Below are 25,983 nucleotides of genomic sequence, written 5' to 3'. Positions count from 1 at the left end.
GAACCAGTCCAGCCGTGCCCGCCTCGTCGGGAACCTATGTGCACATTTACGACCTTTATGCCGGCGACCCATCTTATCCCGGAGCTTCCGCCGGCGATGTGTACATTTACGGCAACACTTCATTCCAAACAGGTTTTGGGGTGTCGCTTTACTATTATCACGAATTGGAAAAGGACATCTATCTGGCTGCCGACTCTACTCAGACATATGGAGAGTACGGTTTTGCTTTCGATGTGCTCGTTCACTTTGCTAGTAATGGGATGACGCTTGACACGGGACCTCTTTATGACGTGTTCGCACTTGACACCACCACCGATCCGGATAATCCCGGCGGATTCGCCACCTTTGCGCCGTTTCCCCTGCAGGACGCCGCAACGGAAGCAATTTACGCGGCGTTGGTCCCAGAACCCTCTTCATTTTTGCTGGCTTTAATTGGCGGAGGATTGCTGATCGCACACCGATCACGGCGAAAAGGCGGTAGTGATTAGGTGTTATTTCACAAGCGTGTGGCGGCTCGGCTGTCGGCGAAGCCGAGCCAGCCACACTTTTTTCACTCCCATATGGCATGCAATAGGTCGGAGGAGCTTAGTATGAAAGCAATCACGTTCAGTTCAATAATATTGGCATCGATTATCGTGGCTGGGCGGGTTTGGGCACACGGCTTTAATTTGTCCGTGGATAATTATTACGACCCAACAACAATCTTGGTCTCGTCGGCAAGTGATTATTTGGACCCCAAACTGAAGACGCCAGCCCCCATGGCGAATCTGTTTATTGAGAATTTCAACAGCACATTGACATCCGGATACTATTATGTCGAGCATGGTTTTGCTCAAACATCAGGTCCATTTCCGGATTATTCCGGCGCTACGTTCAACATTACCAGCCCCTTGTATTTTTCGAACGGCATACTGGGAACAAATGGATTGGCACAGGCCACGGCGGCTCCTAACGGTACCTACATTCAAATCTATGACCGGGATTACAATCCGATCACTGGCACGGCCACATATCCCGGCGCATCAGGCGGACTTGCTTATGTGTACGGGAACACATCGTTCGATCCGGGACTTGGCGTTTCGTTGTACGATGCTCACGAACTGGCCAAGGAATTATTTATTGGCTCCGGACCAACATATGGGGAGTATGGTTTTTCGTTCACGGTTACGGTTCCTTTCACGCTTAGTGACGGCTCGCAAGTGACATTGACCACGATTCCGATGGTCGATGTATTTTCGATTTCAGACAAGAACCAAGGCAATTTTTCTGGCAATGCAGATTACACGCAACAAGATGCTGCAACTTTAGCTATTTACAGCGCCATTATGCGCGGCGATTTCAACCTGGATGGGGAAAAGACTGCGGCAGATATTCCGTTGATGCTGCAAGCCTTGGCCAACCCAAGCGCCTACAAAGCGGCCAACAATAATATGTCCAGCATGGAGTTTACGGCCATTGCGGATGTAAACCAGGACGGCGTGGTCAGCAACGCCGACCTGCAAGCGCTGCTGAATTTACTGGCCGGCGGCGGCGGCGGAACCTCTTCCGTGCCGGAACCCAGCGCCGCGTTGCTCGCCTGGATTGCTTTGGGGTGTTGGCTCCTAGTGCAATGGCGGCGCTTTATCAGGCTGCCCCGTTATCTCCTGCTTTTCCGTGCAGATTGCCAACACGAAAGGCATGCGCCATCGCCACAGGCACTTGAGCTTCAGATTTGATGACCAATGCCCGATTTTCCTGCACCGCGGCTTTCATTTCTTGCTCGCGGGCAATGGCGAACGCGCGCCGTTCTTCCGCCTTGGCGCGGGCCACGCGGGTATCGGCTTCCGCTTGGTCGGCCTGCAGCCGAGCGCCAATGTTTTCGCCCACGTCGACGTCGGCAATGTCAATCGACACAATTTGAAACGCCGTGTTGGCGTCCAGCCCGCGCTCCAGCACGGCCTTGCTGATCCGGTCCGGGTTTTCGATGACGCTCAAATGGCTTTCCGCCGAGCCGATGGCGGTAATAATGCCCTCGCCGACGCGAGCAATAATAGTTTCCTCGGTCGCTCCGCCGATCAATTGCTGCAAATTGGTGCGGACCGTGACGCGGGCTTTCACTTTCAATTCCACGCCGTTTTTGGCAATGGCCGAAAGCGTGCTTTTGCGGCTGGTATTGGGATCGGGGCAATCGATGACCTTGGGGTTCACGCTGGTTTGCACGGCGTCGAGCACGTCGCGCCCGGCCAAATCAATGGCGGCGGCGCGGTCAAAATCCAAATCAATGTCCGCCCGATGTGCCGCAATGATTGCCCGAATGACACGCGGCACGTCGCCGCCGGCCAAATAGTGCGCTTCCAATCGCCGCGTGCTGATGCCGGTTTGCCGATCGGTTCCCACGCCCGCCTGCAGCGCCATAATTCGGCCCTGCACGATCACTCGGGCATCTACCTTGCGTAAGCTCATGCCCACCAGGCTTAGCAAACTGACCCGGGCATTCGACATGTATGCTTGGAACCACAATTTGCCATAGGTGAGCACCAGCAGCATGAAAATGAGAAAGAAAAACGCCACCACGCCGCCGACGACATACAGGCCGATATTGTCGGGCAGATGGTCAAATTGCGCGAACAGCGTGAGGGGCGGCAGCATAGTTAATTATCGCCAGATGAGCAGCGGACGGGTAAACGATCGATCTCACGCGATTATAGTAGCGGCATCGCGTGTCGCAAGAACGATTTTTCCAACGAGCACAAAGATTAACAGAACCAAGATCGTTGGCAGACATCGCGATTCACTCAATCCAGCCCCCGCCAAGCACATAATTGCCATCATAACAAACGGCGGCCTGCCCTGGGGCGACGCCATACCTTGGTTCCTCGAATCGCACTCGGAATTGGCCGTTTTCCAACGGTTCCACGACCGCCGGCGCCGCCGCGCTGTTATACCGAATTTGAACCGAGGCACGGAACGGCGCAGTGGGCGCATCGACCAGCCAATTCGCCCGATTGGCCGTCAGTTCGCTGCGGGCCAATTCTTCCCGCCGACCGATGAACACCCGCCGGCTGGCGGCCTCGATGCGCGTTACATAGTACGGTTCGCCCATCGCCACGCCCAATCCTTTACGTTGACCGATCGTGAACGCTTCGATTCCGTCATGCTGGCCTACCACAGAGCCATCGGCCAGCACAATTTGCCCTGACGAATCCAGAGGCCCTGCCGACTCCGTTTCATCCATTTCGTTTGCCACCCTAGTGGTAGAAGAACTAATTCGTGATCCGCAGCGGTTGAAGCGGCGGCGGCGGACAAACTCAGCGTGATCGCCGCTGGACACAAAGCAAATTTCCTGGCTGTCGCGCTTGTCCGCCACGCGCAGCCCAAATTCGCGGGCCAGCTGCCGGATTTCGTTTTTGCGATAATTGCCGATCGGCAACATCATTCGGGAAAGATATCCGCGATCCACCCCGAACAACACATACGATTGATCTTTGGCTGGATCGAGTCCGCGCAGTAGCAATGGTGAAGATGCCGCCCCAATGTCCCATGGTTCATCAATCTGGCTGCAGCTTTCAGAACTCTCAACCCGGGCATAATGTCCCGTGGCCACAAATTCCGCTCCCACACGGTCGGCGTAATCGTACAACTTCCCAAATTTCAGCCAATGGTTGCACATCACGCAGGGGTTCGGTGTTCGGGCCGCCGTGTACTCATCGACGAAGTAATCGATGATTCGCGCAAAGTCGTCGCTTAAATTCAGCGCATAAAACGGAATGCCCAACTGCTCGGCCACGCGGCGGGCATCTTCGGCGTCCGAAACGCTGCAACAGCCTTGCTTGTGATCCAGCCGTCCGGACACGATCGGTAGTTGCCCGCCCTGTGTCGCGCTGTTTGAAGCACAAGCGGTTGTTTCCGATTCTACCGGCGCCTCACCATGCCGCATGAACACGCCGATCACCTCGTGGCCCGCTCGGCACAAAAGTGCCGCCGCCACGCTGCTATCGACTCCGCCCGACATGGCCATCACAACTCGTGCCACCATTCAGTCCTTCATACGTTGCTAATGGTATCCGTGCCCAATATCTGCTGCAGCTTGGCCAACGAGCGCGTCAGCATCACTCGAATCGCGCCGTCCGATTTTCCCAACTTCTCTGCAATTTGCTTGGAGGGCATGCCTTCCAAATAACGCAGCCGCAGGGCCTCACGATTTTCTTCCGGTAATTGTTCCAATGCGGTCAACATGCGCAATTGTTTTTGATCGCGCGAAAACGCCTGGCTGGCCGATGTCATGCTCGCCACCAGCATGTTTATCAACCCGGGCCGGGTCGTGCTGGTGCTGCCACCTCCCGCGGCGTTGAGGGAAACTTCTCGCCCCGCATCGCGCTTCTGGCTGCCGAAGAATCTTCGATGTGCGTCGATAATCCGCCGTTCCGCCACCTGGCACAACCAATTGAAGGGGTCGCGATCAGTTAAGTCGACTTCCCCCAGCGAACGCACCGCCTCGGCGCTGACTTCCTGATACAAATCGTCCGGCTCGATTTTACGCCGCAGTCCCGCTCCCAACCGGCGGTCGATAAAGGCCATCAATTGTGGATGCTTGGCCACCAAAAATTCTGCCAACGCTTGGCTGTCGCCGCTGCGCACACGGTTGGCCAATGCCTCGTCGTTTGTCGATGTTTCTTCGCTCGCCATGGAACAGGCCTTCCCAAGGGCCCCTGGGGTATAATTCCACGTCCGTGGGATCGGCATTCATCCTACCCGGCTTTCCTTGTGCCGCATACAGCCCGCTCCTATAACGATTCTTTTCGCCATGTTACGCTAACAATATGGGTCTTCCGCAAGTCGTCATCGTGGGTCGGCCAAATGTGGGCAAATCGAGCCTCTTCAATTGGCTTGCGCGCCGGAAGTTGGCGATTGTCGATCCCACCGCCGGGGTCACTCGCGATCGGATGACGTATTTAATCTGTGAGAAAGGACGCTATTTCGAGTTGGTCGACACCGGCGGCCTAGGCTTCGAAGACCCCGACAACCTGACTCCGCAAATCGAGGAACAAATCAACGCCGCCTTGGAACAAGCGGCGGTCATTTTAATGGTGGTCGATGCCCGCGAAGGCCTCATGCCGCTGGATCAGGAAGTGGCCAAGCGTTTGCGTTATGTGCAGGCCCCCATCATTTGTGTTGCGAACAAGGCGGACGATGTTTCGATTGACCCTAATGCTGACGAATTTTACAAGCTGGGCCGCGGCAAGTTGCTGTGCACCAGCACGACGCAAAATCGACACCGCGAGGAATTGCTCGATTTGATTATCGAGCGCCTTCCGCCGCCGTTGGAGGAAAACTCCACCCCGCCCGCTGAGCCCGACATGAAAATCGCCATTGTCGGCCGCCGCAACGTCGGTAAAAGCACGTTCGTCAACACTCTGGCTCAGGCCGAACGCATGATTGTCAGCGAGGTGCCCGGCACCACCCGCGACAGTGTGGACGTGCGTTTTGAACTCGATGGCAGAGCCTTTGTCGCCATCGATACGCCAGGCCTCAAGCGCCAACGCAGCATCGCCAGCGATGTGGAGTTTTACAGCCTGCACCGGGCGCAGCGCAGCGTCCGCCGGGCCGATGTCGTGCTGTTGTTCTTCGATCCCACGCAGCGCATCAGCAAAGTCGATAAGCAACTGTGCGATTATATTTCGCAGCAATATAAACCCTGCATTTTCGTCGTGAATAAATGGGACCTCCGCCACGAAAGCATGCCGACCGAAAAATGGGTGCATTACATCTACGATACGTTTCGCGCCGTGCATTATGTGCCGATTGCGTTCGTCACCGGCCAAAGCGGTAAAAATGTGAAAGCCCTGTTGAATCATGCCCAAATGCTGTTCAAGCAAGCCCGGCAACGAGTGGCCACCGCCGATTTGAATAAGCTCCTCCGCGCCGCCATCGATGCCAATCCCCCGCCGATTTATCAAAATCGTCAGCCCAAAATTCTCTTCGCCACCCAAGTCGGCATCGAGCCCCCCACGGTCGTTTTGTTCTGCTCCAATCCGGCCGGCATTTCGCAAACCTACCGCCGCTATTTGTTGGGTGTCTTCCGCGAACGGCTGCCGTTTAGCGAAGTCCCCATCAAGCTCTACCTCCGCCGCCGGGAAGAACGCGAAAAACCCGCCGAAGGCGAAACCGCCAGCGGAAATCCCGCCGCCACCTAGCCATCAAACCGTGGCCCAATTTTATTGAAACGCTTCAGATTCGCGGCGCGACGTTGCACGAGGCCCGGAGGGCAGGCAGTCAATAGCCCCGAGCATCAGATCGGGATCTCTTTGCGCAAATAATATCGAGAGTCCGGAGAACCGGAATCTTTGTCGAACAACTGCTCAGATGTGTCGGCGGGCTCCCGTTGCCCGGCATCTTTTCTCCGGCCATAATGCGGGCGCGTGCCGCCAAACGAAAGGCTTCGAACAGCCATAACTTCAAATCCGGAAAGCCAGCCCGGAGAGGATGACGAACTTTCCCATGAGCGATGTAAAAGAAACAATTCCATTGGAAGATGATTTGTGCGTGCATACTTTTGCCGTGTCCGCCGCCATGGTGGGCGTGTGCCTGACGGTGATCGGGCTAATACGGATTGTAATCACGCTGCAGAAGGTTAACACGCTGGCCGACGATTTCCTGGGGATCGATGCGATTATCTTCTTGGCATCTTGCATATTGTCGTACTGGGCCATCCGGAATCGAAAGGTGCGGCGGCGATTGCGGGCCGAGCGATTTGCGGATGGACTGTTTTTGGTGGCGATGGTGCTGATGACCGCCGTGTGCTTATTCATTGTCTATGCAATTGCCACGAATCCGAACCTCACGGGGCAGTGAGGACAGAGTGGTCGGTGGTCAGTGGTCAGTGGCCAGTTGCAAAGCGTTGCCACTTACGAATGACAACTGACCACTCACCCCTCACCAATCACCCCTCACTTCTTCACATGGAGAAAAACATCATGCGTTTCTTGGGAATGCTGGCCGTGTTGTTGCTTTGGTGCGGCGTGTTGAATACAGCCTGGGCCGACGATCAGCCGCAGCAAATTCCATTGTGGCCCAACGGCGTGCCAGGATTTGAAGATCGAAAAGACATGGCGGAGGTGAAAACGGACAAAGGGCACGGCGAGTACACCATCACGAACGTGCAGAATCCGACGCTGACGGTGTTTTTGCCGCCGAAAGATAAAGCGACCGGCGCGGCCGTGGTGATTGCGCCCGGCGGCGGGCATCGCGAATTGTGGATGGTTCACGAGGGGCTCAACGAGGCCCAGTGGCTGGCCGATCACGGCGTGGCCTGCTTCGTGCTGAAATATCGGTTGGCGCGGGAAAAAGATTCGCCTTACAAACTGCCCGGGGCGCCCACGGAGGACGGCCAGCGGGCGATTCGGTTAGTGCGCAGCCGGGCCGAGGAATGGGGGATTGATCCGGCGCGGGTGGGCATTTTGGGATTTTCCGCCGGTGGCGAGCTGGCGGCCTTGGTGTGCGATGCGGCCGGCGACGAAAACCAGGGCAAAGGGAAAGACGACGCCGACGATCCCGTGGAACGCCAAACCGCCCGGCCTGATTTTCAGGGCTTGGTTTATTCCGGGCCGCTGGGAATTCGTGGGCAAACCATCACGAAGGAAATGAACCTGCCGCCCACATTCATTGCCGTGGGGGACGAAGATGGCAACCACTTTCAAACGATGCTGGCCAATCACTATTTGGCGCTGAAAAACGCCGGTGTTTCGGCCGAGCTGCACATCTACGCCAAAACGCCGCACGGCTTCGGCATGCGCGAGAGCAACGCCGGCAAGCCGAGCAACGACTTCATCCAGCAGTTTTACGATTTTTTGAAGACGGAAGGATTTTTGAAGCAGGCGTGAACGGGGCGGAAAGGGACCGCGGATTTCGCGATTATTTCAGCGGCGAAAAATCGGTCGGGTCGACGAAGAGCGATTCGGTTTTGGTCGTCAGTTTGCCGTCGGCTTCGGAATCCGATTTCACTTTTTGCCACTCCGGATCGCGGCTGAACTCGCTCCAGTTTTTCCGGGCGGCATCACGGCTAGGGTGGGCCAGAATGTAGACCAGCGTGTTTTTCGATCTCGGCTCGTCTTGCGGCACCCAGTAGCCGATGCTGGTCATGCCGTGCTTTTCGAACAGCCCGCAGGTGTGATCGCGGAAGCGGGCCAGCAAGGCGTCGAGCTTGCCGTCTTCGGCGGTGTAGGTGCGAATTTCGAACACGCGGTTGGCTGCCTCGGCTTTCATGGCGGCAATTCCCGCGCTGCGGCCGGCTAAAAACGCCATGCCTGCCGCCGCCATCGCAACGGCAATCACAAAATATCGCTTAGTGAGCATGAATGGTTCTCCGAAAAAAGTGTCCGGGAGTTGGGGGATCACGCCGAGATTTTCGCCAGGCGCGTTTGATAATCGGCCACGAAAAAGCGCTTGCCTTTGGCGACGACACGGTGGCCTTCGGCGGCCAGTTGTTTGCGCAGCCGGGCGATGCCGCCGGGATATTTGGGGTTAAGCTCGCCGCCGGTTTTCAGCGTGCGCCAGTAGGGAGTAGTTTTGGGTTTGCCGCGCGCGTTGGCGGTGGCATCGGTCACGGCTTCTTCGGCGGCGTGGGCCGCAATCCAAGCGAAAATGCCGGCCGTGATCGGGCAGCACACATTCACGCCGTGCTTTTTTGCCAGCGCGGCGCGAATTTCGGCGGTGGTGATTAGCATGCCTTTGGGGACGCGCTTCATCAGGGCATCGACTTCCAGCGGCGCGGGAATGACGAAGTTGCCCGTGCCCCAACGCTTCGACATTTTGCCCGTGATGCGGCCGGTTTTGGGCAAGTCTTTGCTGTCGGCCAGTTTTTCCCGCCACGATTTTTTACGCTGCGCCATGAGTTTCCGGTTTCAGCAAGTCGATGGAGATCAGGAAGTAGAATTTGATGTCGGGGTTTCGCGAACCGGGCGGAGTATCGTGGGAAGCTTGGGCAGCACAACAATGAGCAATGTGGCAATCGGTCCGATGAACAGTGAGCCGAGCCACCATCCCAGCGCACTACGGTTTTTCGATTGGGCCAGTCCGGCGTTGATGAGCGAGAGCGTAAACCAACCGACGGCATAACCGTCGGTATCGTACACGTTGCGCACAATGACATCAGCGGCAAGTAATAAATGGGACATGAGATAAACCAGTGGTAATGGTGGCGCAGCTTCGCTTATCTTAACGTGTGGCATCAGGAATGCCATCATCCGTGGTCGATGGTTTACATTTTTGACGGGTCACCAACATGTCGGCTGCTACAAGTGCGACGAAGCGAATTGCCGTGATTGGCGGCGGGATTTCCGGCCTGGCGGCTGCGCACCGCGTGCTGGAGCTTGCGCCAGAGGCCGAGGTGGTGTTGTTTGAAGCCAGCGAGCGGTTGGGGGGCGTGATTCGCACAGTTCGGCAAGATGGCTTTCTGATCGAGCAAAGCGCCGATAGTTTCATCACCACCGTGCCGGCCGCGGTCAATTTGTGCCGGCGAATTGGCTTTGCCGATCAACTCATTCCGACCGAGCCGGCCCATCGCGGGGCGATGGTCGTGGCCCGGGGAAAATTGGAGCGGGTACCCGAGGGATTTGTGCTGATGTCGCCGAAATGGTTGGGACCGATCATGCGCTCGCCGATTTTAAGTTGGCGCGGGAAGCTGCGTTTGGCTTGCGAACGATTTGTGCCGCCGCGGACCGATCAGCATGACGAAAGCGTGGCCGGTTTCGCTCGGCGGCGGCTGGGACGCGAGGCGTTTGAGCGGCTGGTTCAGCCATTGGTCGGCGGCATTTACACCGCCGATCCGGAAAAGCTGAGCCTGGCGGCGACGCTGCCACGATATTTGGAAATGGAACGGCAGTGGGGGAGTTTGCGGCGGGCAGTTCGGGCAAGACGGAAAGGGAACGAGCAGCACCCTCACCCCGGCCCTCTCCCAGAGGGAGAGGGAGACAGCGGGGCGCGGTACAGCATGTTTGTGGCTCCGCGGGAAGGAATGAGTAGTTTGGTCGAGGCGATTGCCGCGCGGTTGCCGGCTGGATGTGTGCGATTGAATGCGGCGGTGCAGCGGGTGGAAAGAGCTAGTGGTCAGTGGTCGGTGGTCAGTGGACAGGAGAAAGTGAGTAGTGAGTGGTTAGTGGTGAGTGAACAGTTAGCCCCCGGCTCTGCCGGGGGGCGGGAACAACCCCAGCTTTTCGACGGCGTGATTTTGGCTACTTCGGCGGCAGTCACGGGCAAGTTGCTGCGAGGCGTGAATGCGGAGTTGGCGCGGGAAGTGTCGGAAGTGGAATATGCCGGCTCAGCGATTGTCGTGCTGGGCTACGATCGTTCGCAAATTGCTCATCCCCTCGATAGTTTTGGCTTCGTGGTGCCGGCCATCGAGCGGCGAAAAATTCTCTCGGCCAGTTTTTCCAGCGTGAAGTTTCCGGGCCGCGCGCCCGAGGGAAAAGTGTTGATACGCGTGTTTTTGGGCGGGGCGCTCCAGCCGGAAATGCTGGCGTTGTCCGACGATCAATTGCGCCGCACTGCCGAGGAGGAACTGCGCGATTTGCTCGGCATCAGCGGCAGCGCCGGCTTGTCGCAAGTGTTCCGCTGGCTGGCGAGTATGCCGCAATATCATTTGGGCCACTTGTGGCATCTGCAATACATCAACCAGCATGTGGCCGAATTGCCCGGTCTGGCGCTAGCCGGCAACGCCTACGAGGGCGTGGGTATTCCACAGTGCATCAAAAGCGGCGAAGAAGCGGCGGAGCGGATCTTCAAAAATGACCAATGACCAATGAAAAAATCGAATGACCAATAACCAAGCTCCAATGACCAATGACGGAGCGAATATGATTGGTCAATGGGATTTAGCTCCGCCACTCCGTGTGGTCATTGGTGCTTTGCCCCCGGTTACTTCTTCGCGGCGCCCTTGGCTGGGGCGGCGGCGGCTTTGGCGGGAGCGGCGCCTTTAGCGGCGGCGGCAGGAGCTTTCGCGCCAGCGGCAGCGCCGGCGGGCGGTGCGGCGGTGCCTGGAGCGGCGGCAGCGCCTTCGGCTCCCTCGGCCCCTTCCTCTTCCTTCTTCTTCTTTTTCTTCTTCATCGTCAGCCGCAGCACCTTGACCTTCGGCAGGCCCAGGACCGACATGCTTTCGTCCCATCGTTCGGCTTCCTTGAGCTTGGAAATGCGCTCGCCGCGCTTCATTACGTTTGCTGCTTTCACACTGCCACGGCGGACACGAAGACTTTTATCGATGGTCATGGGACGGGCTAAAAGTGAGTGGTGAGTAAGTGAGTGGTAAGCCGCAATATAAAGGACAAAATTCGTTTCGACAAGGCGTTTGGAAAGGAGGTAGTGTCCCAACGAAATGGACCTCACGAATCGTGAAGCGGAGTTTCATAGGCTTAATAGAGCGTGTGTGAGGCGATTGCCAAATAAAGTAGAAGCAAATGCAATGTAAATCCAAAAAAAGCCCCAGCAATTGGTGACCGTGGTATTGCGAAAAAGCCCAATCCAGCACCAAGCGTCGGCCAGCCGACAATCATCAATGGAGTTGCCCGCGCTACACGATATCCGTCTTTAGAAACACAAAAGAGGGCAACTCCGATAATCACCCACGATAATATCGACAGCCATTTAAGATACTTTTCCATCCCTTCATCATACCCGATTCGCCTTGCAAAGCACCCAATCGCGGATTGTGAAGCGAGTTTCATAGCGACCTATCACGTTAGGTAGTGAATCTCAGCAAGCAAGGCAACCAAAACAACCGCTCCGATAATTGCCCCACGAACGGTGAACGAAAGAAATGCGCCGGCCCCAGCGCCGATCACGCCCCAGCCGAGCCACCAAAGCCAAATTCCATATTCATGGTGACCGGCAAAAGTCGTGACAACGAAGAACACAATTGCCCAACCGGCAGCCATGATTAACAGGGCATGCAGTCGGCGGATACGCGACAATTGGCTCATCCCCGCATTGTAGCAGAGGGGCGCGGGCAGATTCACTCACTATACGAATTCGTGAGTGTAGGGGTGTCCACCAGCGGGCTGCACCGCTAGAATGATGTGTTGCTCACGGACGAACCCTCTCCGCGACGAAGGCACTACCGCCCTCCGCTCGGTCGACGCCCGTCGACCGTGCTCGGTTGCTCCTCGCGGCTAAACGGAAAAAACGCGACATGCCTGCCCCTGATATCGTTATCCGCGGCGCTCGAGAGCATAATCTGCGCGGCGTCGACGTGGTGCTGCCGCGGAATCAGCTCATTTGCCTAACCGGCGTTAGCGGATCGGGCAAAAGCTCGCTGGCGTTCGACACCCTGTATGCCGAGGGGCAGCGGCGGTATGTCGAAAGCCTGTCCAGCTTCGCCCGGCAGTTTTTGGGGCAAATGCCCAAGCCGGAAGTCGACCACATTTCCGGGCTGAGTCCGTCGATTTCGATCGCACAAAAAAGCTCGGGCCAAAATCCGCGTTCTACCGTCGGCACGATTACGGAAATTTACGATTACCTGCGGGTGCTATTTGCCCGCGTGGGGCAGGGGCATTGCCCGAAGTGCAGCCGGCCGATAACCGCCCAAAGCCGGGAACAAATTATCGAGCGGATTTTGCAGCTTCCGGAGCGGACGCCGTTTTTGGTGCTGGCCCCAGTGGTGCGGGCTCAAAAAGGGGAACACCGTGATTTGTTCGAGGATTTGCTGAAGCAGGGATTTGCTCGGGCCCGGGTCGACGGCAACGTGGTGCAACTATCGACCGATTTGAAGCTCGACCGGCAGATGCGGCACCAGATTGAAGTGGTGATTGATCGGCTGGTCGCCGGACCGAATGTGCGGCCCCGTTTGGCCGAGGCCGTGGAGTTGGGATTGCGCTTGGGCAGCGGCGAGTTGGTAGTGGCGGTGGAAGCGGGAGAAAAGGGCGCAGGGGGCAGGGCGCAGGGGACAGAAAGTACGGAGACCGCTGGCGGTTTAGCTGCGAGCCGTGAGGCGAGCGCGCCTGCCACGACAGGCCGCAAGGGAATCGCTCGTTTAGCCAAGCACAACTCCGACCTCGTTCTCTCCGCTCACTACGCTTGCACGCATTGCGGAATCAGTTTTGAGCCGCCCAGTCCGCAACTGTTCAGCTTCAACAGTCCGCAGGGGATGTGTCCGCAGTGCGATGGGCTGGGGGAAATTTACAGCTTCGCGGACGAACGGCTCGTGCCCAACGCCGATTTATCGTTTGCCCAGGGCGCGATTGAGTTGGTCGGTCCGTGGCGCGACATGGGGCGCTGGCGGCGGCACATTTATCAGGGCGTGGCCGACACCGTCGAGCGGCTGCACAGCCTGGAACACGGCACGATGCTGGAGACGCCGTGGCGGCAGCTTTCGCCTGAGCTGCAAAAAATCTGGCTGTACGGCACCGGCGAGGAGCATATCACTTTCACCTGGCGGAACGGTCCGCAAGGGATGAAATACGGCGGGCATTTCGAAGGCATTATTCCGCAGTTGTTGTCGCGGCATCGCAACACCAACAGCAAAATGCAGCAGCGGCAGTTGGAAAAATATATGAGCGTCATGCCCTGCGCCGCCTGTCACGGGGCCCGGCTGAATCCGCAGGCCCGGAGTGTGACCATTTCCACGGCTCATCCGAAATTTGCTGAACGCCCAGCCCGCTGCCTGCCGGAAGTGTGCAACCTGGCGGTCAGCGACGCCGCCGAGTTTTTCAGCGAGCTGATTTTGGACGACACGGCCCGCAAAATTGCCGAAGAAGCGGTGAAAGAAATTCGCGGGCGGCTGGGATTTTTGGTCAACGTGGGGCTCGATTATCTGTCGCTGGATCGCACGGCCCCCACGCTGTCCGGCGGCGAAACGCAGCGCATTCGTCTGGCCGGCCAAGTCGGCTGCGGGCTGGTCGGCGTGCTGTACATTCTCGACGAACCCTCGATCGGTTTGCATCCACGCGACAATCAAAAGCTGCTCGATACGCTGCATCAGTTGCGCGACAAGGGGAATACCGTCGTCGTGGTCGAACACGATGAAGACACGATGCGGGCGGCCGACACGATCATCGATTTCGGCCCTGGCCCCGGCGTGCGCGGCGGCGAACTAGTCGCCGCCGGCCCGCTCGAAAAGATTATCAACACCGAGCGCAGCGTGACCGGGCAGTTTTTGAACGGCACGCGGAAGATTGAAATTCCGTCACAACGCCGAATCAATTTGAATGGATTGGGCGCAAATGGCAACGGTGCGAAGTCCGCTAGCGGTTTAGCAGCTAATCGGAAGGGAAGCTCAGCACCAGGTGAAAATCACCTCCGCATTGTCGGCGCCCGCCACAACAATCTCAAAAACATCACGGTCGAAATTCCGCTCGGCGCGCTGGTCTGCGTGACCGGCGTCAGCGGCTCCGGCAAAAGCTCGCTGGCCAGCGATATTCTGGCCGAAGCGCTCAATCGCGATTTGAACGGCGGCCTCGGCAATCCGGGAGCGCACGATCGCATCGAAGGTTTGGAACACCTCGACAAACTCATCGCCATCGATCAATCCCCCATCGGTCGCACGCCGCGCTCCAACCCGGCCACGTACATCAAGCTGGCCGACGACATTCGCGATTTGTTCGCCAAGCTGCCGGAATCGAAAGCCCGCGGGTATAAGCCGGGGCGCTTCAGTTTCAACGTAAGCGGCGGCCGGTGTGAGGCCTGCGAAGGGAACGGCTCCAACCGGCTGGAAATGGATTTTCTGGCCGACGTGTGGGTGACTTGCCCGGTGTGCAATGGGCACCGCTTCAACCGCGAGACGCTGCAGTTGAAGTTCAAGGGGAAGAGCATAGCCGAAGTGCTCGAAATGGACGTGCAGGAAGCGTTGGCGCATTTCGAAAACGTGCCCGATATCCGCCGCAAACTGCAAACGTTGCACGACGTGGGGCTGGATTATTTGAAGCTAGGGCAAGCCTCGCCCACGCTCTCTGGCGGCGAGGCGCAACGCATCAAACTGGCCCGCGAACTCGTCAAGCGCAGCACAGGCCGCACGCTGTATTTGCTCGACGAACCGACAACCGGCTTGCACTTTGCCGACATCCAAATGCTGCTGAAAGTGCTGCACGACCTGGTCGATTTGGGCAACACGGTGATTGTGATCGAACATAATTTGGACGTGATTAAAACCGCCGATTGGATTATCGATATGGGGCCCGAAGGCGGCGCTGGCGGCGGCGAAGTGGTGGCCGTCGGCACGCCGGAGGAAGTGGTCAGTGAGAAGGACAACCGTTTAGCCGCGAGGAGCAACCGAGCACAGTCGACGGGCGTCGACCGAGCGCAGGGCGGTAGTGTAATTGAACCGAGCGCCTCGCACACTGCCGTCGCGCTGCGGCCAATCTTGCATGGCGAAACTAGCGTTGCCGACGCTGCGGCTCATCCAAAATCTCGTAAGAGCAAAAAATCCGCCGGCGAAATTTTCGGCGAGCAAACCATCCGGGTCCGCGGGGCCTGGCAACATAATCTGAAAGGCATCGATGTCGAAATCCCACGCGATCAAATGACCGTCTGCTGCGGGCTAAGCGGTTCCGGCAAAAGTTCGCTGGCCATGGACACCATTTATGCCGAAGGCCAGCGGCGGTACGTGGAAAGTTTGAGCGCATACGCCCGGCAGTTCGTCGGCCAAATGCAAAAGCCCAAGCTGGAGCATATCGAGGGGTTGTCGCCGGCGATTGCCATCGAGCAGAAAAATCTTGGCCACACGCCGCGCTCCACGGTCGGCACCGTGACCGAAATTTACGATTACCTGCGGGTGCTGCTCACCCGGCTGGGCAAGCCGTATTGTCCGGCGTGCGATGTCCCCATCGGCACGCAATCGTCGGACGAAATTATCGAAAAAATCATAGCCGAGCAGCCGGGCACCAAACTGTATTTAATGGCCCCGCTGGACATTCGCGTCGGCGAAAAATACGAAACGCTGTGGGACGAAATCCGTTCGCAGGGCTATCAGCGAATGCGGGTCGATGGCGAAACATTCACCGTCGATGCCCCGCCGACGATTGACCGCCGCCGCAAGCATGCGGTGGAAGTGATTGTCGACCGCATCACGGTTCGGCCCGGCAGTGACGCTCGTAGCCGGATTGCCAGCAGCGTGGAAACGGCGTTGTCGCTGGGTAAAGGCGTGCTGCACATTTGCTTCCCGGTCGATGGCGTGCAGGAGCAGCGCTGGCCGACGGAAGTTCACAGTCAGCATTTTGCCTGCGACAAGTGCGGCCGCAGCTTCGAGCCGCTCACGCCGCACAGCTTTTCGTTCAACAGTCCGCTCGGCTGGTGTAAAGAGTGCGAAGGCTTGGGGACGCAGTTGGGGGCCAATCCGGCGGCTTTGATCCGCGATCCAAAAATTTCACTGGCCGACGGCGCGATTGCCCTGTGGACGGAAGTGAGCCGGCCGCTATTTAAGCAGATGCTAGCCGCGCTGGCCGCTCAGACGGGGCTGCGCACCGACGTGCCATTCGATCAACTCACCAGCCGCGAGCGGCGAATCGTCATGCACGGCGCGGGGGAAGATTGGATTGAGGTGAGAGGAGAGCAGAAGGCAGAAAGCAGAAGGCAGAAGGCAGAAGACGGCGGGCCGCAGGCAGAGAAAAGTTTAGCCGCGAGCCGACAGGCGAGCGCGGGCGCTCCAGAACAGCCGCTGTTTCGTTTTCAATACAAAGGCCTCTACCCGGCGCTGGAGGAAGCCGCGCGGTTATCGCCGACCATGCGTGGGCAGTTGGATCATTTGGTCGACGAAGTGGAATGCTCGGTGTGCGGCGGCAGTCGCTTGAACCAACTGGCCGGGGCCGTGCGGCTGCGCGATCAAACCATCGGCGAGCTGTGCCGCCAACCGCTCGATCAATTGCTGGCCGATTTCTCCGCCTGGAAGCCGACGGGCAGCGAGAAAAAAATCGCCGGCGATTTGCTCCGCGAAATTTGCAACCGCTTGCAATTTTTAATCGACGTGGGACTGGAATATCTCACGCTCGGTCGCCAGGCGCCCACGCTTTCCGGCGGCGAAGCGCAGCGGATTCGCTTGGCCAGCCAGGTCGGCAGCGGGCTGTGCGGCGTGCTGTACGTGCTTGATGAACCGACCATCGGCCTGCATCCGCGCGACAATCGCCGCCTGCTCAGCGCGCTGCAAAAACTTCGCGATCTGGGAAACACGCTGCTGGTGGTGGAGCACGATAAAGAAGTCGTGGCCAGCGCCGATCGGCTGCTCGATTTCGGTCCCGCGGCCGGCGAATTCGGTGGGCAAATCGTGGCCCACGGCACGCCGGCCGAGGTGAGCAAAAGCCGCAGCTCAGTGACCGGGCCCTATTTGAGCGGCAAAAAATCAATTCCCGTCCCGACAAACCGCCGTTTAGCCGCAAGGAGCAACCGAGCACGGTCGACGGGTGTCGACCGGGCGCAGGGCGGTAGTGAAGTCAACACGAGCGCGGAACCGATCAATTATCTCAGCATCGTCGGCGCGCGGCACAACAACCTGCGCAACCTGACGGTCCGCATTCCGCTGGGCACACTCACGGCCATCACCGGCGTCAGCGGCTCGGGCAAAAGTTCGCTCATCGAAGATGTGCTCTGCAAGTCGCTGGCGCGCACGCTCCATCGGGCGGGCGAAATTCCCGGCCTGCACGACGAAATCCGCGGCATCGAGTACATCAACAAAATCATCCAGGTCGATCAACAGCCGCTCGGGAACACGCCGACCAGCAATCCGGCCACATACACTGGCATGTTCGATTTAATTCGCCAATTGTTTTCGCAATTGCCCGAGGCCAAAGTGCGGGGTTACACGCCGCGGCGGTTCAGCTTCAATGCGCCCGGCGGCCGGTGCGAAGCGTGCGAAGGCAACGGCGAGTTGTGCATCGAAATGCACTTTTTGCCCGACGTGTGGGTGCAATGCGATACCTGCCGCGGCCGGCGCTACAATCCGGAAACGCTGGCGGTGACGTATCATGGGCAATCGATTGCCGACGTGCTGGAAATGTCCTGCGGCCGGGCTCTCAAATTGTTCGAGAACATTCCGAAAATCCGCCGCATTTTACAAACGCTGTGCGACGTGGGGCTGGATTACGTGCGGCTGGGGCAACCGGCCCATACGCTTTCCGGCGGCGAGGCCCAGCGCGTAAAGTTGGCTGCCGAGTTGGCCCGGCCTGACACGGGCCGCACGCTGTACGTGCTCGACGAGCCGACCACGGGGCTGCATTTTGACGACATTCGCAAGTTGCTCGATGTGCTGCAGCGGCTGGTCGATTTGGGCAACACGGTCATCGTGATCGAGCATAATTTGGATGTCGTCAAAACCGCCGATTGGGTCATCGATTTGGGTCCCGAAGCCGGCGCCGGCGGCGGACAGGTCGTGGCCGAGGGGACGCCGGAGGAAATCATACAAACGCAGAAGGCAGAAAGCAGAAAGCAGAAGGGGAAGATTCAAGCGGCCAAGCGAGCAAACGACAACGCAAATTCTGCCTTCAGCCTTCAGCCTTCTGCTTTTGCCTCTCACACCGCCGCCGCGCTCGCCCCGGTGTTGGCCGCCGGGCCGCATGAAGAACGCAAGCCGCACGATTTCGCCGCCGCCCAAGCCCAGCGAAAAGGCGATTTGGAAATTGCCGCCGTCGGCGAGCAAACCAAAATGCCGTGGGAAGCCGATGGCCCGCGCTGGCACACGGTCGACCGCGTGGGCCGCAACGGCGAACCCTGCCGCTGGGATGGCAAAATTTTGGAGCAAGTGGTCGATCGCATTCAAGAACTCGGCGAGTTTAGCCCCACAAACTGGAACGACCGCAGCGTGGTCGAAATCGCCGCCCCCAAAAAAACAGACGGCTGGTTTCTCCACGCCATCACCGGCGAGCAATGGCTGTTGAAGTTGAAATTTCGAATGGCTAAGGCGACGTTCAACCGCGACCAGTTGATTTCGCGGCTCGGCATGAAGCCGCTGAACGAACTTCACGAACTGCCCGTGTACGGTACCGACCGGCGTGTGAAAATTCGCACGCTGCGCGGGCCGTGGCAGGAAGTGGAATTGAAGGTTCACGCCCTGGACGAAATCGATCACCAGCATTTCTGGGAATTTATCGAGCAGGCGGTGGCGGGCTTCAAAAAAATTACGCAGCGGGCCCAGCAAGACCCGGAATCGGTCATGCCCTGGACGGTGCTGGGCCGCAAGTGGCATCTGCTGCGAAAGGGTTTCCCGCCAGGCAAAAAAATTGCCTGGGAAGCCGAAGTGCTGGAAGAACTGTTGGAAATGCTCCTGGCCGCAGCCCCGCAAGCACAAGCCTTGTGGAACCACAGCCAGGTGATCAATTTGCTGTTGCCAGGGCAGCGCGAGCCGTGGGCCCGGGTGTGGACCAAAAAATTGGCGGCCGTGGAATTGTCGCTGGCGGGTCCTAAGGGGCGCTTTGCGCTGGGGCGGATTGCGGATTTGGGAACCGAGCCGGAATTTGAAGCTGCCCGTACGGACGTGGACGTCATGAAGTTGCGGTTTACAAGCTCGGACCATTTACACCGGGGCGATTTAGCGGCCTTTTTGCGGGAACATGCGGCCACGATTGAAGCCGCCGAGGAAAATGGCCGGCCACTGTTTCGGAAGAAGCAGTTGGCGGCGAGTGAGTAGTGGTTGCAAATAGCCGCCGGCTAGTAACGTTTGTCATTTACGATTCATGAATTCACCCCTCACCTCTCACATGCCTCACCAACTTCTGCCCCCGAGTTTTTTGTTTCGCTTGGCCGTGCCGTGCCGGCAGGCGGCGAAGCTGTGGACGCCCAAGGGAGTGACTTTGGAGGATGAGTATCTGCTGCCCAATTTCGCGGAGCTGGACGATGCACCGCAGCGCGTGCAAGTGCGGGCCGCTTGGAGCGAGCAGGGGCTGGCATTTTCGGTTGCCGTGCAGGGAAAGAAGCAGCCGCCCTGGTGCCGCGAAAGCCGCATCGACGACAGCGACGGCGTGTATCTCTGGATCGACACCCGCGATACGCACAACATTCACCGCGCCAGCCGCTTCTGCCATCAGTTCGTGTTTTTGCCCACCGGCGGCGGATATCAACAGGCCCAGCCCATCGCGGAACTCATCGCCATCAACCGGTCCCGCGAAAATCCCAAGCCGCTGGTGCGCGATTCACTGGGCGCAGTGTGCCACAAGCTGAACGACGGATATCGCCTGGATATTGCCATTCCGGCGGCGGCCCTGACCGGATTCGATCCGGCCGAACATCCGAAGCTCGGTTTTCACTGGGCCGTGATCGACCGAGAAATCGGCGAACACACTTTCTGCTGCCCGCCGACGCTGCCCTACAAGGAAGACCCCAGCACCTGGGGCACGCTGGAACTGGTCACGAACCAATGTGACTAATGTCTAATGTCGAATAAATGACCAATGACCATCCCGGCGCGCCGGGATGGTCATTGGTCATTCTTTAGACATTCGACATTCATTTCTCCGGCGTGGTAGCTGGAGCGGACAAACGGTCCGCTGGCCACGCGGCGGAATCCCATGGCTTTGGCGGCGCGGCCCAGTTCGTCGAACTCCGCAGGCGGCACATAACGCACCACGGGCAAGTGCAGCGGCGTGGGCTGCAGATATTGGCCCAGCGTGAGCATGTCGCAGCCGGCGTCCAGCAAATCGGCCAGCACGTCGTGCAACTCTTCCTGGGTTTCGCCCAAACCCAGCATCAGGCCGCTTTTCGTTTTGACCTGCGAATCGATTCGCTTGGCATCGCGCAAAAGTTGCAGCGTCCAGCGGTATTCGCTTTTACGGCCGCGCACCGTGCGGTACAGCCGGGGCACGGTTTCTGTGTTGTGATTGAACACTTCGGGCCGCGCTTGCATCACGCGCTGCAAAGCGCCAGGCTTGCCCAGAAAATCGGGGGTCAGAACTTCCACCGCCGCGCCCGTTCGCTCCCGGACCGCCAACACGCAATGGTAAAAATGGTCGGCGCCGCCGTCGGGCAAATCGTCGCGGGTCACCGAGGTGATGACCACATGCTTCAAACCCAACCGAGCCGCGGCTTCGGCCACGCGCTCGGGTTCGTCTAGTTCCAAGGCTTCCGTCTTGCCCTTGGGCACGGAGCAAAACCCGCAGGGGCGTGTGCAGACATTCCCCAAAATCATGAACGTGGCTGTCTTTTGCGACCAGCATTCCAGGCGGTTGGGACACTTGGCGCTTTCGCAAACCGTTTCCAGGCGCAGATCGTCGATCAGCCGTGAGGTAAACTGCAATCCGCCCCCCGTGGGCAAATTTCTTTTCAGCCACGGCGGCAGTCGCGGGCCCGTGGTCGAATGGACAGCGCCGGAATCGGCAGCGGCTGGACTGGCTGAGGGATTGAGTATGACCAGTTGCATGGTAAGAATCGGGTGGGGACAGTTAACTGTAGCAGTCGTCCGGCGGCAGGGAAAGCGGATTCGGCCGCCGCACACAGTTCATCGCGAAGCATAGGAGCACGGTCACGGCAAAAAAACCTTCCAAAAAAGGCGGCAAAAAACCCGCCGCCGATAAAGAGCACGACAACGAGCGGCTCATCGCGCAAAATCGCAAAGCACGGCACGAGTACGACGTGCTGGAAACGCTGGAGTGCGGCATCATGCTCGTCGGCAGCGAGGTGAAAAGTCTGCGCGCCGGCCGGATGTCGCTGGAAGAAGCCTATGCCCGGCTGCAAAAAAACGAGCTCTGGCTCATGGGCTGCGATATTCCCGAGTACGTGCAAGCCAATCGGCAAAATCACCTCCCAAAACGCCCGCGAAAGTTGCTGCTCCACCGCCGCGAAATCAAAAACTTTGCCGCCCGGGCAACCCAAAAAGGCCTGACCCTGATTCCCCTCAAAATGTATTTCACCGAAGGCCGGGCAAAAGTGCTGCTGGGGCTCTGCAAGGGACGCAAGCTGCATGACAAACGCGAAGTGCTGAAAAACAAATCGGCCCAGCGCGATATTCAACGGGCCATGCGGCGCGGATGAAGCGAGAATGACCAATGTCCATCCCGGCGCGCCGGGACCAATGACCAATGAAAGCAGGCAAGCAGAATTTGTCCGCTTTGGTCATTCCCTCATTGGTCATTGGTGCTTGGTCATTGGTCATTTCCGCCTTAGGCGGTCGTACCAAAGCAGGCCGGCCAGGGTTTTGGCGTCTTGCACTTGGCCGCTGTCACACTTGGCCAATGCTTGGTCCAAGCCCATGACGTGGGTTTGGATCTCCTCGCCCGCTTCCGGCGCGGCCGAGCCGGGCCGCAAATCGGTCGCCAGAAACAAGTGCATCCGCTCACACAAAATGCCCGGCGACATGAAGAACTCAGTCAGCTTTTCTATTTTACCAGCCCGGTAACCGGTTTCTTCGATGAGTTCGCGTGCTGCGGTTTCGGCAGGGTCTTCGTCGGGTTCCAACGTTCCGGCCGGCAACTCCCACAACGTTTGTCCCACCGCTACCCGGTAATTTTCTATCAGGCAAACCCGATCCGGGCCGACCAAGGGCAGAATTACCACGGCGCCGGGGTGTAACACCACCTCGTGATTGTGGAGCGTGCCGTCCGGCACTTGATGGGCGATCCGCACGACCTGAAATCGTCGGGCTTGCAACAATAATTCTCGCGGTTCGTTCACAATTTGAACTCCTTAGATCGCCCGGGATGGTGGTTTGCGTTGCTTTATCGACCGCTAGCAATAGCGAATTTATTGCCAGTAGCGGTGGCGGATGTTAAGATAACGATTCGGGCGGTTGAGCACCAAGGGTTGCGGCCGGAACTGCTACGATGCGCGACAATTCCCAATGGAGTTTGAACTGCGGCCTGTGGGGAGGCGTGCGGGTTTACGTACACGCTTCGCTGCTGCTGGTGTTCGTCGGAATGATGTACTTCGCCACGCAGCTGATTCATCTGCGTGAGGTGGAACACGTGCTGCACTCGGGCACGTTGGAAGACGGCTCGGTGTATGGATTGCTGGCTTCGGCCGTGCTTCTGTTTTCGCTGGTATTACACGAACTGGCGCATGCCTTGGTGGCTCGGCAGTTGGGGGGGAGTGTCGACTTGGTAGTGCTTGGCCCACTGGGTGGACTGCATTTACCCAACATGCCGCGTGAGCCGAACCGCGAAATCGCCGTGGCGGCGGCGGGCCCCTTAGTCCATTTTTTGGCGCTATTGGCCTTGGGCCCCGCACTGATGCTTCAGGAGGTCAATCTGGGAGAGATATTGCTGCATCCGCTCTATCCGGATGAAATGCTTAACGGTCCCCTGGGCATCGTCGCCCTCAAAATGGCGTTTTGGTTCAACTGGCTATTGTTGTTGGTGAATTTAATTCCCGCCCCCATGCTGGATGGCGGCCGTGCGCTACGCAGTTTGCTCTGGCCCGTGATGGGTTATCGGGGCGCTATCCGCACGGTAAGCCGCAGTGGCATGTTAACCGCGCTGGTCTTGTGTTTGCTGGCTTTGATTTTACGCGACCCGCCGAACGAGTTTCGCGCCATTCCCATGTGGTTGCCCCTGGTGCTGATGGCCCTGTTTTTGTTCTTCAGTTCGCAGCAGGAAGTGCAGCGGGTCGACGATGAGGACGCCGACGATGATCTGTTCGGCTACGATTTTTCGCAAGGCTTCACCAGTTTGGAGCAGCCGTCTGGAACGCGGCGCCGCCAGCACGGTCCCGGGCCCATGCGCCGTTGGCTGCAACAGCGACAAGAAATGAAGGAGCGGCGGATGCGCGAAATTGAAGCCGATGAAGAACGACGCGTCGACGAGGTGTTAATTCGCGTCAAGGAAGTGGGGATCCACGGCCTCTCGCCCGAAGATCGTTCTTTGCTGCAGCGGGTCAGCGCACGCTACCGCAATCGGTTGCAATCGTAGCTGTTTTCTCTGGCTTCTCAGGTGTTTTTTCGCCATCCATTCATCGTTGGAATTCTTCTTTTTTGCGCCCAGTGTTCTCGCCAGGGGTGCCTGGAGTCGCCAGACCTGCGGTCTCCCCTAGCGGATGGGTTGGAGAATCGACCCGAAACCGTCCGCACGACTGTTACATTTGGAACGGTTCCTCTTGTTGTTCCAATGCGTTTGGCTCAAACGGTTCGGCGGCTGGAATTTCGCTGATTTCAGAAGCAAATTGCTCAGAATGCTCCGAATTGACCCATCGCTTTTGCCAGTTTCCCCCTTTGACGTAGAGTGTTGAAGGGTCATCCCCAATGCTTTCGCCACCATAGATGGACAGCCATTTAAGGTCCGAAGGACGTTCGGGTTCCAAAAACCTAAGGCGGGTCTAACTTGGGGTGATGTTACGTCTCGACGTGGCAACTCCCACATTCTCATGGGATTGCACAGGGAACGGTGATGAGCAAAATCGGATCGAAAATACAATCAATATCCACGCACAATAGCGATGGGCCTGCGGAGCGCGGTGCCGGACCAACTAAGTCCGGAGATCGGCTCCGCCTCTTGCAGGACTTGTGTCAATCGCTGGAGTTGTGTTTCGACGCCAAGTTTTCTGTCCTCGATGTTGTTACCGGCGATTGTTTATGCCGGGGAGATTTCTTGCCCGGCAGTAATCTACAAAACCAACTGGAACTATGCCGCGCCGTATTGCGAAACGGCCGAGCGGAATATATTGCCGAGTCAGACCCCGTCGTGGTGCTCGCCATTCCCTTGGTGGAAGACGAGCCGCCGCGCTATGTGGCGCTGGCCACATTTCTGATTCATTCCGCCGATGAAGCCACCATCATGCGCGCGATCACTTCGCTGGGGGGCGATGCCCAGGAGGCACGCCTCTGGGCCGCTGGGCAAAGCGCTAGGGATTCCAATCGACTGCTGCACTTGGCGGAACTGGCGGCTACGCGTTTCGCCTCGGAATTTCGCGCTTCTCAAATGCAGCGCGAAATTCACGATCTTTCGTCCCGCCTGTCCGCCTCCTACGAAGAGCTCAACCTGCTCTATGGACTGACCCAAAAATTAAAAATATCGGATTCGATCGAAGATCTTGGCCAGAAAGCGCTTTCGTGGCTGGCCGAGGCCATTGCCGCCGACGGGTTTGTGTTGGAGCTCTTGCCGTGCACGGAAGGAGAGGGCGAAGCCGCGGCAAACAATTCTCGGCAATCTACGTATTTGCAATTCGGGCACAGTGCGATCGACCGGTACCAGTTTTGCCGCATGATCGAGCATTTGGATTTGGTCGATCAAAAATGTCCGCAGGTGATTAATGCCGATTCGCGCGGCGCGAATTGGCCGCTGACAGCGATCCAGCAAGCGGTCATTGTGCCGCTTACGGAAGGCGAAAATCTATTCGGATGGCTGGCCGCCTTCAACGAAGTTCAAAAAAGCGAATTTGGATCGTCCGAGATTAGCTTGCTTTCCTCCGTTGCCACCATTTTGGGAATTCATGCCGGCAACTTGGATCTGTACCGAAAACAGGCGGATTTTCTCGCCGGGGTTGTCCAAGCTTTGACTTCCGCCATCGATGCCAAAGATCCCTACACCTGTGGGCACAGTACCCGGGTGGCTCAAATCGCCGTCCAGCTCGCCGACCAACTCGGTTGCAAACGACACGAAATGGAAACCGTGTATCTGGGCGGACTTTTGCACGACATCGGCAAGATCGGCATCGACGACCAAGTGCTCCGCAAACCCGGCAAGCTTACCATCGCCGAATACGAGCACATCAAGCTGCACGCGGAAATTGGATACCGAATTCTCAAAGACCTGAAGCAGCTCGATCAGGTCTTGCCCGTCGTCCGCCATCATCACGAGTCGTGGGACGGGTCGGGTTACCCCATGGGATTGGCCGGCCAGGAAATTCCGCTGTACGCCCGCATCGTGGCGGTGGCCGATGCATTTGACGCCATGACCCGTGACAGGCCGTACCGCAAAGGCATGTCGGACGAAAAATTGGAAGCCATTTTGCAAAACGGTGCGGCCTGCCAATGGGATCCGCAGGTAATCCAAGCGTTCTTCGCGATTCGCGACAAAGTTGCACGGGTTGAGCATACCGAAAAAACTGAGGAATCTGAATTGGAAGATTCCGAGCTGGCCCTGATCACGTAAATTCTGCTTCGCGCCTCTTTTTCTG

At 58.1% G+C, this 25,983-nt stretch carries 23 protein-coding genes; 11 read left to right on the top strand and 12 right to left on the bottom strand.

Annotation, left to right across the window (positions count from 1 at the left end; all coding sequences use genetic code 11):
* A partial coding sequence (locus VMJ32_01740; GenBank protein HTQ37716.1) for a PEP-CTERM sorting domain-containing protein occupies window positions 1–488 on the top strand: 488 nt, incomplete at its 5' end.
* A gap of 18 nt (window positions 489–506) precedes the next feature.
* Window positions 507–1,715: a dockerin type I repeat-containing protein gene (locus tag VMJ32_01735; GenBank protein ID HTQ37715.1), complete on the top strand. Its 1,209-nt coding sequence runs from the start codon at window positions 507–509 to the stop codon at window positions 1,713–1,715.
* Here the strand turns inward: VMJ32_01735 and floA are convergent.
* The 3 genes from floA to VMJ32_01720 all read right to left on the bottom strand — a co-directional run bounded on the left by floA (window position 1,624) and on the right by VMJ32_01720 (window position 4,665).
* Window positions 1,624–2,628 carry a flotillin-like protein FloA gene (gene floA / locus VMJ32_01730; GenBank protein HTQ37714.1) on the bottom strand — a complete coding sequence of 335 codons (1,005 nt, stop codon included), beginning with the start codon at window positions 2,626–2,628 and terminating at the stop codon, window positions 1,624–1,626. The genes VMJ32_01735 and floA overlap by 92 nt on opposite strands.
* Window positions 2,629–2,770: 142 nt before the next feature.
* Window positions 2,771–4,012 (bottom strand): tRNA 2-thiouridine(34) synthase MnmA, encoded by a 1,242-nt coding sequence (gene mnmA / locus VMJ32_01725; GenBank protein ID HTQ37713.1) that lies wholly within the window; start codon window positions 4,010–4,012, stop codon window positions 2,771–2,773.
* 11 nt (window positions 4,013–4,023) lie between these two features.
* On the bottom strand, window positions 4,024–4,665 hold the full coding sequence (locus tag VMJ32_01720) for a sigma-70 family RNA polymerase sigma factor (GenBank protein HTQ37712.1): 642 nt from the start codon (window positions 4,663–4,665) through the stop codon (window positions 4,024–4,026).
* 134 nt (window positions 4,666–4,799) lie between these two features.
* On the opposite strand from VMJ32_01720, the gene der reads away from it, so the two are divergent.
* The 3 genes from der to VMJ32_01705 all read left to right on the top strand — a co-directional run bounded on the left by der (window position 4,800) and on the right by VMJ32_01705 (window position 7,859).
* Window positions 4,800–6,173 carry a ribosome biogenesis GTPase Der gene (gene der / locus VMJ32_01715; protein HTQ37711.1) on the top strand — a complete coding sequence of 458 codons (1,374 nt, stop codon included), beginning with the start codon at window positions 4,800–4,802 and terminating at the stop codon, window positions 6,171–6,173.
* A 304-nt stretch (window positions 6,174–6,477) separates the two neighbouring features.
* The gene (locus VMJ32_01710; GenBank protein ID HTQ37710.1) at window positions 6,478–6,831 is read left to right on the top strand and encodes a hypothetical protein; all 354 of its coding nucleotides are present in this window, start codon (window positions 6,478–6,480) and stop codon (window positions 6,829–6,831) included.
* A 122-nt stretch (window positions 6,832–6,953) separates the two neighbouring features.
* Window positions 6,954–7,859, top strand: a complete 906-nt coding sequence (locus VMJ32_01705; protein HTQ37709.1) for an alpha/beta hydrolase — start codon at window positions 6,954–6,956, stop codon at window positions 7,857–7,859.
* A 31-nt stretch (window positions 7,860–7,890) separates the two neighbouring features.
* On the opposite strand, the gene VMJ32_01700 is transcribed toward VMJ32_01705, so the two are convergent.
* From VMJ32_01700 to VMJ32_01690, 3 genes are read right to left on the bottom strand one after another with little or no spacing between them, the layout of a single operon-like run.
* A complete protein-coding gene (locus VMJ32_01700; GenBank protein HTQ37708.1) occupies window positions 7,891–8,331 on the bottom strand; it encodes an NIPSNAP family protein in 441 nt (146 codons plus the stop codon).
* Window positions 8,332–8,369: 38 nt separating this feature from the next.
* Window positions 8,370–8,867 (bottom strand): methylated DNA-protein cysteine methyltransferase, encoded by a 498-nt coding sequence (locus tag VMJ32_01695; GenBank protein HTQ37707.1) that lies wholly within the window; start codon window positions 8,865–8,867, stop codon window positions 8,370–8,372.
* A gap of 30 nt (window positions 8,868–8,897) precedes the next feature.
* The gene (locus VMJ32_01690; protein ID HTQ37706.1) at window positions 8,898–9,152 is read right to left on the bottom strand and encodes a hypothetical protein; all 255 of its coding nucleotides are present in this window, start codon (window positions 9,150–9,152) and stop codon (window positions 8,898–8,900) included.
* 107 nt (window positions 9,153–9,259) lie between these two features.
* Here VMJ32_01690 and hemG point away from each other — a divergent pair, with 107 nt between their 5' ends.
* Window positions 9,260–10,771, top strand: a complete 1,512-nt coding sequence (gene hemG, locus VMJ32_01685; GenBank protein ID HTQ37705.1) for a protoporphyrinogen oxidase — start codon at window positions 9,260–9,262, stop codon at window positions 10,769–10,771.
* A gap of 119 nt (window positions 10,772–10,890) precedes the next feature.
* Here hemG and VMJ32_01680 read toward each other — a convergent pair whose 3' ends face one another.
* The 3 genes from VMJ32_01680 to VMJ32_01670 all read right to left on the bottom strand — a co-directional run bounded on the left by VMJ32_01680 (window position 10,891) and on the right by VMJ32_01670 (window position 11,948).
* The gene (locus tag VMJ32_01680) at window positions 10,891–11,238 is read right to left on the bottom strand and encodes a small basic protein (protein ID HTQ37704.1); all 348 of its coding nucleotides are present in this window, start codon (window positions 11,236–11,238) and stop codon (window positions 10,891–10,893) included.
* Between the two features lie 143 nt (window positions 11,239–11,381).
* Window positions 11,382–11,693: a hypothetical protein gene (locus VMJ32_01675; GenBank protein ID HTQ37703.1), complete on the bottom strand. Its 312-nt coding sequence runs from the start codon at window positions 11,691–11,693 to the stop codon at window positions 11,382–11,384.
* A gap of 9 nt (window positions 11,694–11,702) precedes the next feature.
* Entirely contained in the window at window positions 11,703–11,948 is a 246-nt protein-coding gene (locus VMJ32_01670; GenBank protein ID HTQ37702.1) for a hypothetical protein, read from the bottom strand.
* 209 nt (window positions 11,949–12,157) lie between these two features.
* On the opposite strand from VMJ32_01670, the gene uvrA reads away from it, so the two are divergent.
* Both uvrA and VMJ32_01660 read left to right on the top strand, forming a co-directional pair.
* Window positions 12,158–19,573, top strand: coding sequence for an excinuclease ABC subunit UvrA (gene uvrA, locus VMJ32_01665; GenBank protein HTQ37701.1), 7,416 nt, complete (start codon window positions 12,158–12,160; stop codon window positions 19,571–19,573).
* 70 nt (window positions 19,574–19,643) lie between these two features.
* Window positions 19,644–20,309 (top strand): hypothetical protein, encoded by a 666-nt coding sequence (locus tag VMJ32_01660; protein ID HTQ37700.1) that lies wholly within the window; start codon window positions 19,644–19,646, stop codon window positions 20,307–20,309.
* Between the two features lie 50 nt (window positions 20,310–20,359).
* On the opposite strand, the gene lipA is transcribed toward VMJ32_01660, so the two are convergent.
* Window positions 20,360–21,298, bottom strand: a complete 939-nt coding sequence (lipA, locus tag VMJ32_01655) for a lipoyl synthase (GenBank protein ID HTQ37699.1) — start codon at window positions 21,296–21,298, stop codon at window positions 20,360–20,362.
* A gap of 80 nt (window positions 21,299–21,378) precedes the next feature.
* On the opposite strand from lipA, the gene smpB reads away from it, so the two are divergent.
* Window positions 21,379–21,909: an SsrA-binding protein SmpB gene (gene smpB / locus VMJ32_01650; protein HTQ37698.1), complete on the top strand. Its 531-nt coding sequence runs from the start codon at window positions 21,379–21,381 to the stop codon at window positions 21,907–21,909.
* A 117-nt stretch (window positions 21,910–22,026) separates the two neighbouring features.
* Here smpB and VMJ32_01645 read toward each other — a convergent pair whose 3' ends face one another.
* Window positions 22,027–22,548 carry an NUDIX hydrolase gene (locus VMJ32_01645; GenBank protein HTQ37697.1) on the bottom strand — a complete coding sequence of 174 codons (522 nt, stop codon included), beginning with the start codon at window positions 22,546–22,548 and terminating at the stop codon, window positions 22,027–22,029.
* 149 nt (window positions 22,549–22,697) lie between these two features.
* Here VMJ32_01645 and VMJ32_01640 point away from each other — a divergent pair, with 149 nt between their 5' ends.
* Complete coding sequence (locus VMJ32_01640; protein ID HTQ37696.1) at window positions 22,698–23,780, top strand: site-2 protease family protein; 1,083 nt, start codon at window positions 22,698–22,700, stop codon at window positions 23,778–23,780.
* A gap of 163 nt (window positions 23,781–23,943) precedes the next feature.
* Here the strand turns inward: VMJ32_01640 and VMJ32_01635 are convergent, their stop codons facing one another.
* A complete protein-coding gene (locus tag VMJ32_01635) occupies window positions 23,944–24,168 on the bottom strand; it encodes a hypothetical protein (GenBank protein ID HTQ37695.1) in 225 nt (74 codons plus the stop codon).
* An 86-nt stretch (window positions 24,169–24,254) separates the two neighbouring features.
* On the opposite strand from VMJ32_01635, the gene VMJ32_01630 reads away from it, so the two are divergent.
* A complete protein-coding gene (locus tag VMJ32_01630) occupies window positions 24,255–25,958 on the top strand; it encodes an HD domain-containing phosphohydrolase (protein ID HTQ37694.1) in 1,704 nt (567 codons plus the stop codon).
* Window positions 25,959–25,983: the final 25 nt, after the last annotated feature.

Source organism: Pirellulales bacterium (assembly GCA_035499655.1).
Taxonomy (GTDB): Bacteria; Planctomycetota; Planctomycetia; order Pirellulales; family JADZDJ01; genus DATJYL01.
The sequence above is the reverse complement of the archived record's forward strand: the minus strand, read 5'-3'. Positions and strand labels throughout refer to the sequence as shown.